Origin of the sequence: Acinetobacter sp. OYA S30 (assembly GCF_033599315.1) — a bacterium.
GTDB lineage: Bacteria > Pseudomonadota > Gammaproteobacteria > Pseudomonadales > Moraxellaceae > Acinetobacter > Acinetobacter baumannii.
This window is the reverse complement of the sequence record NZ_JAWVAV010000071.1, coordinates 1-7745: the sequence shown is the minus strand read 5'-3', so window position 1 is coordinate 7745 and position 7745 is coordinate 1. Positions and strand designations below refer to the sequence as shown.

The 7745-nt window shown below is 41.5% G+C and carries 6 protein-coding genes; 3 read left to right on the top strand and 3 right to left on the bottom strand.

Features of this window, described 5'->3' with window-relative positions:
- From tynA to R5R67_RS18525, 3 genes are all read left to right on the top strand, one after another.
- On the top strand, positions 1-1864 hold a 1864-nt coding region (gene tynA, locus R5R67_RS18535; RefSeq protein ID WP_318755123.1), incomplete at its 5' end, for a primary-amine oxidase.
- 142 nt (positions 1865-2006) lie between these two features.
- Complete coding sequence (locus R5R67_RS18530) at positions 2007-3224, top strand: hypothetical protein (protein ID WP_085943497.1); 1218 nt, start codon at positions 2007-2009, stop codon at positions 3222-3224.
- 32 nt (positions 3225-3256) lie between these two features.
- On the top strand, positions 3257-4744 hold the full coding sequence (locus R5R67_RS18525) for an NAD-dependent phenylacetaldehyde dehydrogenase (RefSeq protein WP_000005746.1): 1488 nt from the start codon (positions 3257-3259) through the stop codon (positions 4742-4744).
- 56 nt (positions 4745-4800) lie between these two features.
- Here R5R67_RS18525 and pcaD read toward each other — a convergent pair whose 3' ends face one another.
- From pcaD to R5R67_RS18510, 3 genes are all read right to left on the bottom strand, one after another.
- A complete protein-coding gene (gene pcaD, locus R5R67_RS18520; RefSeq protein WP_001138984.1) occupies positions 4801-5580 on the bottom strand; it encodes a 3-oxoadipate enol-lactonase in 780 nt (259 codons plus the stop codon).
- A 10-nt stretch (positions 5581-5590) separates the two neighbouring features.
- On the bottom strand, positions 5591-6805 hold the full coding sequence (gene pcaF / locus R5R67_RS18515) for a 3-oxoadipyl-CoA thiolase (protein WP_000786463.1): 1215 nt from the start codon (positions 6803-6805) through the stop codon (positions 5591-5593).
- Positions 6806-7309: 504 nt separating this feature from the next.
- A partial coding sequence (locus R5R67_RS18510; RefSeq protein WP_318755122.1) for a CoA-transferase occupies positions 7310-7745 on the bottom strand: 436 nt, incomplete at its 5' end.

The window sequence follows — 7745 nt, the reverse complement described above, 5'->3', positions numbered from 1 at the left end:
ATACGCCTATAAAAATATGCGTTTTGCCGAGTTAAAGCTTAAAGAACCTGAAAAAGCCAAAGTATGGGATTACTTTATTAATCATAAAGATTTTAAAGAAGATCGTATTGCCTCATTTATTTTATTAAAGGGCAATCAAGCGATTGAAGGTGAAGTTAATCTTAATACTCAACAAGTCACAAAATGGAATGTACTTAAAGATACTCACGGTATGGTTTTGCTTGATAATTTTGAAGCCGTACAGCGCGTAATTGAGACGAGTAAAGAATATCAAGACGCGTTACGCAAACGCGGTATTACCGATGTGAAGAAAGTGATCGCTACTCCGCTAACTGTTGGATATTTTGGCGGTAAAGATGGTCTGGATAAACAACTCAATATATTAAAAGTCGTTGCTTACCTCGATGTTGGGGATGGTAACTACTGGGCGCATCCAATTGAAAATTTAGTTGCTGTAGTCGATTTAGATAAAGAAAAAATTATCAAGATTGAAGAAGGTGCGATCATTCCTGTGCCGATGGCAAATCGACCTTATATGTCGAATAAACCCGTAGCAAGGAAGCTAAAACCACTCAATATTACTGAACCTGAGGGTAAGAACTTTAGCATTACCGGTCAAACCATACATTGGGGCAACTGGTGTTTGCATGTGGCGTTAGATTCTCGTGTTGGCTTGCAGCTTTCAACTGTGACTTATAAAGATAAGGGCGTAAAGCGTAAAGTCATGTATGAAGGGAACTTGGGTGGAATGGTAGTTCCATATGGTGACCCTGATATTGGATGGTACTTCAAATCTTATTTGGACTCTGGCGAATATGGTATGGGAACACTTACCTCATCTATTATTCCGGGAACAGATGCACCCGACAATGCAGTTTTACTTGATGCCGTGATTGCAGACTATAAAGGCCAGCCACAAGTGATTCCAAATGCCATTGCCGTGTTTGAACGTTATGCAGGACCTGAATATAAACATCACGAAATTTTTGGCAATCAGGATGCGAGTGAAGCACGCCGTGAACTTGTCGTGCGCTGGATTAGTACAGTTGGAAACTACGATTACATGTTTGACTGGGTATTTTCCCAAAATGGTGTAATTGGAATTAATGCGGGTGCAACGGGTATTGAAGCTGTTAAAGGTGTTAAAGCACGCACCATGCATGACAATACTGCCAAAGAAGACACCAAATATGGAACTTTAATTGACCATAATATTGTGGGTACAACGCATCAGCACATCTATAACTTCCGCTTAGACATGGACGTAGATGGGGAAAATAACAGCTTTATGCATATGGACCCTGTAGTGAAAGCCAATGACAAAGGTGGTGTTCGTACAAGTTCAATGCAAATTGACAGTAAAGTCATTACCAATGAGCAAAATGCAGCTGAAAAGTTTGATCCATCTACCATTCGCTTACTCACGAATTTCAATAAGGAAAATAAATTAGGTAATCCGGTTTCTTACCAGCTCATTCCTTTTGCAGGTGGAACACACCCTGTGGCGAAAGGAGCCAATTTTTCTAAAGATGAATGGTTATTTAAACGTTTGAACTTTATGGATAAACAAATTTGGGTAACGCAATATAATCCGGATGAACGCTACCCTGAAGGGAAATATTCAAATCGATCAACTCATGATACAGGCTTAGGACAATTCATTGGTAACAACGAAAATATCGAAAATAAAGACCTTGTGGTGTGGATGACAACAGGCACAACCCATGTGGCACGTGCTGAAGAATGGCCAATTATGCCGACAGAATGGGTTTATACCCTAATCAAACCTTGGAACTTCTTTGACAACACCCCGACTTTAAACTTGGGTGAAGAAGAGCAAAGCACGCAGCACGACCATCACTAAAGACCAACATGACGAGGATGGGTAACGAATAAGTTACCCATACCTGAGCACAGTTAGGCCGTTCGCAAAAAGGAATTTCTCAATGAAAAATTTATTTTCTCAGGTTATGAGAGGGACTTTCTTTGTCTCATTTTTTTCAACTGTGCATGCTAGTGAGCTAGAAATTAAGCCAACATTTGAAGCAACTTTTGGAGCTTTTAGTAGTGGTAAAAGCTATAACGGCGAAAACCTACATGATGAAAGAATCAATTGGCAAGAAGGCCATCTTAAATATGGTGCTAAAGGACAATACACCTTTAAAAGCAATCAGCTCTATGCAAGTTTGAGTGGTATTAGTTCGGCCACATTTGGTGATGGTGACGCAGGCCAAAATAGTAATGGCAAAGAACGTAAAACAGATGTGAATGAATGGGTCATTGGTTTTAAAGACGGTACTAATAAAGATGAGTTGAAGACTTATGATTTAAGTATTGGCCGGCAAAATATCATGATTGGTGACGGGTTCTTTATTGCGGGTGATGCATTAAACCTTGGAAAAGCGCCTGCGGATGGCACACTAGATCGGGGCGGCGCATATTATCTGGCAGCTCGTCGAAGCTTTGATTTTACAAGTTTGCTTCAATATAAACCGCAAGAGAATACAACGCTAAAGCTGGCTTATTTAAAGTCAGACAATAAAGCACAATTTTCACCTGAACTATTTGTGACTGATCTGATGTATCAGCTTAAAGATAAGGGCGTTGGGTTTACCTATTTAAACGTATTAGATCTTACAGATGCTGAACAGGTTTCAGGACGACAAGACCTTAAAAATTATGCTTTACGCTTGAATTATCAACCTTTACCAGAGATACAAGTTAAAACTGAGTTTGTAGTTCAAGATAAAAAAGATGGTCAAGAAAATGCTGGCTACTTAGCGTTGAACTATAACTTTTTATCTTCAAAATATACGCCTTCATTAGGCTACCGTTTTAGTCATTTTTCAGACCAATACGACCCTATGTTTTATGGAAATACGGTCGGCTTTGGTACATGGTTTCAGGGTGAAGTTGCCGGAAACTATGCTGGACCATTCAATAAAAACGCCGACATTCATCAACTTTCTTACATGATGAATTTGAAAGAAAATTTTATGTTGGGTGCTTTGGCCTATAAGTTCAAAACAGTAAATAAGTCTTTAACTAATGTAGATGGACATGAACTAGATGTGTTTTCAGTTTGGTCGGTTAATAAAAAATTCAATGTTATTCCTTTAGTTGGGCTCTATAAACCGAAAAACGATATCCATAGTGGTGGTACACAAAACTACGATCACAAAACCAATGTCTATGCGCAGTTGATTCTGCAATACATCTATTAATAAATCCTTTTAAATGAATTGAGAGAAATAAAATGAGCGAAGTTCAGATTTTAGAAAGCGTACAGCAATTTATAGCGCGACAACATGGACATTTTATTGATGGAAAGTTAGTTGCTGCCGAGCTTTTAGATAAAGTGGATATTGTAAATCCATCTACTGAACAAGTCGTTGCTCAAATTAGCATTGGTAGTCAACAAGATGTCGAAAGCGCCGTCAAAAGTGCTGAACATGCTTTTCAAAATGCTTGGGCTGAAACGACGCCGTATGAACGTGGCGTTAAACTAAATAAGTTAGCAGATTTAATTGAGCAACATGGTGAAGAACTTGCACAGCTCGAGACGTTGTCTACAGGAAAGCTTATCAATATTTCCCGTCATCTTGAAGTTGCACAATCCGTTATTTTCTTAAGATATTTTGCAGGTTGGGCAACCAAAATTAATGGCCAAACCATGCAACCCTCTATTCCTTCTATGCAAGGAGAAAAATATACGGCCTTTACTTTAAGGCAACCAGTGGGTGTAGTCGCAGGGATTGTGCCTTGGAATTTTTCACTCATGATTGGCGTTTGGAAAATTGGCTCAGCTTTAACAACTGGCTGTACCATTGTGCTTAAACCAAGTGAGTTTGCCAGCTTATCTTTATTACGTTTAGCTGAACTTGCAATTGAGGCAGGTATTCCAGCGGGTGTAATTAATGTGGTTACGGGTAAGGGGGAGACAGGACAATATTTAATTGAATCACCACTCGTTAAGAAAGTTTCGTTTACAGGTTCAGTACCAACCGGTATTGCGATTGGTAAACTTGCGATGAGCAGCGATTTAACTCGGGTAAGTCTGGAGCTGGGTGGTAAAAATGCCATAGCTGTTTTGGCAGATGCAAATATTGATGAGATTTTACCGACTTTATTGCAAGCAACTTTTGTGCATCAAGGCCAAGTTTGCGCATCCCCAGAGCGGTTTTTTGTACATCGTACAAAATATGATGAACTAGTTGATAAACTCTCGAAAGCACTTTCGCAGTTTAAAATTGGATCAGCTATGGATGAAGGAAGTATGTTTGGTCCACTTTCTAACCAGCCGCATTTTCATAAAGTAAAACATTATTTAGATATGGCAAAAGCCAACAACCGGATTATTGCTGGTGGTGAGGCTCTAGATCAGACAGGGTATTTTGTGCAGCCGACTTTAATTTCCTTTAAAAATACGGATGATCCTTTATTTTCAGAGGAAACTTTTGGTCCAGTGGTCGGGGTAATGCCATTCGAAACTGATGAAGAGCTCATTCAACTGATGAATCAGTCACGCTTTGGTTTAACGGCAAGTATTTGGACAAATGACTTATCGAAAGCTTTGCGTTTAATTCCTAAAATTGAAGCAGGGACCTTATGGGTAAATATGCATACGTTCTTAGACCCATCAGTGCCATTTGGTGGGGTGAAAGCTTCAGGAATTGGCAGAGAGTTTTCAGATGCATTTATTGAAGATTACACCGAATTAAAATCGGTCATGATTCGGTATTAAGTTTCTACGAGATATAAAAAATGGCCTATATAGGCCATTTTTTTGAATCATTAAAATTAACCTACTAAAAAATCTTTTAAGATTTTATTAAAAACTTCTGGTTGCTCGACATTAGAAATATGAGAGGCATCTATTTCTGCAAGTTTTGATTGCGGAATACGTTGCTGCATAAACTCGCCATCTGCAACTGTAGTTACTGGGTCTTGAGTTCCAGCAATCACCAATACAGGAATTTTGATGTCTTTTAACTGCTCACGGACATCCGCTTTAGCCAAAGCCTCACAACAATTGGCATAACCCATTGCGCTGCCAGCACTTAAGTCGTTACACAGGTTGTTAACAATTGAAGGGTGACCTTGGATAAAGGGATCTGTAAACCATCGCGAAGCTGCTGTAGCTGCGATTGGTTGTAAACCTTGCTCACGTACTAATTTTGCACGGTCAAGCCATGCCTGTTCTTGTCCAATTTTAGCGGCAGTATTTGCCACAACCACATGACTAAAACGGTTAGGGTAGTGAATCGCCAGCCATTGACCTGTTAAACCACCCATTGAAATACCACAAAAAGCAGCTTTGCTAACATTCAGGTGGTCAAGTAAACGGACAACATCTACACCTAATTGCTCTACAGTGTAGGGACCATTAGGTGTAGAAGATGAACCGTGGCCACGTGTGTCATAACAGATCACAAAAAATTGATCTTTTAACTCATTAAACTGTTTTTGCCACATACCGTAGTTAGTGCCTAAAGAATTGGAAAACACCAGAGCAGGGGACGACGGTTCGCCAAAAGTTTGATAGTTAATTTGTGCATCGGCAGATTGAAAAGATGGCATTTGTTTCTCCTTAAAGTGCTTCAACACGTTCAATAATCAAAGCAATGCCTTGTCCCACACCAATACACATTGAACACAAGGCATAACGACCACCTGTTTGTTCAAGCTGGTTTAAGGCTGTAGTCACAAGACGTGCACCTGATGCACCAAGTGGATGACCTAAAGCAATGGCACCACCGTTTGGGTTTACCTTGTCAGAGTTGTCTGGTAAGCCTAAATCACGGGTCACTGCCAAAGCCTGTGCAGCAAAGGCTTCATTGAGCTCAATTACATCCATTTGCTCTAAAGTCAGGTTGGCTTGTTTAAGTAGTTTTTTAATGGCTGGTGCCGGAGCAAAACCCATAATGCGTGGTTCTACACCCACTGCTGTAGAGGCAATGATCTTGGCACGTGGTTTTAAGTTGTAAGCTTGAAGTGCCTCATCAGAAGCAATCAGTAGAGCTGCTGCACCATCATTAATACCTGAAGCATTACCTGCAGTGACTGTGCCATCTACTTTCACAACAGGCTTAAGTTTGCTTAAGCCCTCAAGTGTGGTCGATGCACGTGGATGTTCATCGCTATCGATCACAACAGCATCGCCCTTACGCTGAGGGATTTCAACTGCCACGATTTCTTTAGAAAAAAAGCCTTTGGCTTGCGCGCTTGCGGTGCGTTGTTGGCTCACCAAGGCAAACTGGTCCTGATCTGCACGATTAACGTTGAACTGTTCAGCCACGTTTTCGGCAGTCTGGGGCATGGTGTCTACACCATACAATTCTTTAAGTTTCGGGTTAATGAAGCGCCAACCCATAGTGGTGTCTTCAATCTTCTGGCTACGGCCAAAAGCACTGTCAGACTTACCCATCACATAGGGGGCACGGCTCATACTTTCCACACCACCTGCAATCACCAAGTTCGCTTCACCTGCTTTAATGGCACGGGCAGCAATAGCAATCGCATCGAGTGATGAACCGCATAAACGGTTAATGGTGGTTGCCGGCACCTGATAAGGTAACCCAGCAAGCAGTGCTGACATACGGCCAACATTACGGTTGTCTTCACCGGCTTGGTTGGCACAGCCATAAATCACATCATCGACCTGTTCCCAATCTACACTTGGGTTACGCTGCATGAGGGCTTTAATCGGCACAGCACCAAGGTCATCGGCACGGACGGGTGCAAGGCCACCGGCATAACGGCCGAATGGAGTACGGATGGCATCGATGATATAAGCGTTTTTCATTCTTACATTTCCATTTTGAAATCTGTTGCTGTCATTGCTACATCGTGAAACTTTTTAGCATTTGCTGGTGCTGATCATGGTTACTAAGTTCGAAGTAGTCATGACGGAGTCTTATCGTGTTGAGTCAAATGCCAGTAGTTAATTCATGTCACTTTTTTAAAAAAGTAACCAAAAACCTTTGTTGAACAGAGGAGGCTTCCATGCCTCCCTGTCCAACGGGCGACATCCATGTCGCCTGTCACAATAGCGAATTACGGTAAAATCCAAATTAATAAACAAGAACCGCGTATTCAAAGAGTTCCATCCAGTGTTTCGCGTTGGCGACATGGATGTCGCCTCGTTACTCAGCACAACAGGGATGTTGTGTCTGAGTGACAAAGGATTTTTGTTACTTTTTATCCTTAAAAAGTAGGGTACTGCCTATACAAAGGGCTTTCGAAGACCACTATCATTTATAGGCTGTGGCGCTATTGATTAGCTGCCATACTCAATCAATTTAGAGACTTAATTCGTTGCATCAATCAAAGTTGCACCCGTTAAAGCCTGTAGCTCATCAAAGCTAAGACCTTCAACTTTCTCAATCACCTTTAAACCATCTTTGGCCACATCAATCACGCACAGGTCAGTGTAAATACGGTCAACACAGTGTTTACCCGTTACCGGATAGGTCAGTTCAGCGACAATCTTCGGCTCACCTTGTTTGGTGACGTGGTCTGTAGTGATAAATACTTTCTTGGCACCAACCGCTAAATCCATCGCACCACCTACGGCAGGAATCGCATCCGGTGCACCCGTGTGCCAGTTCGCCAAGTCACCATTGGCTGCCACCTGAAATGCCCCAAGCACCGCAATATCAAGGTGACCACCACGCATCATTGCAAATGAATCGCCATGGTGGAAAAAGCTGCCGCCTTCAAGCATGGTCACAAACTCTTTACCC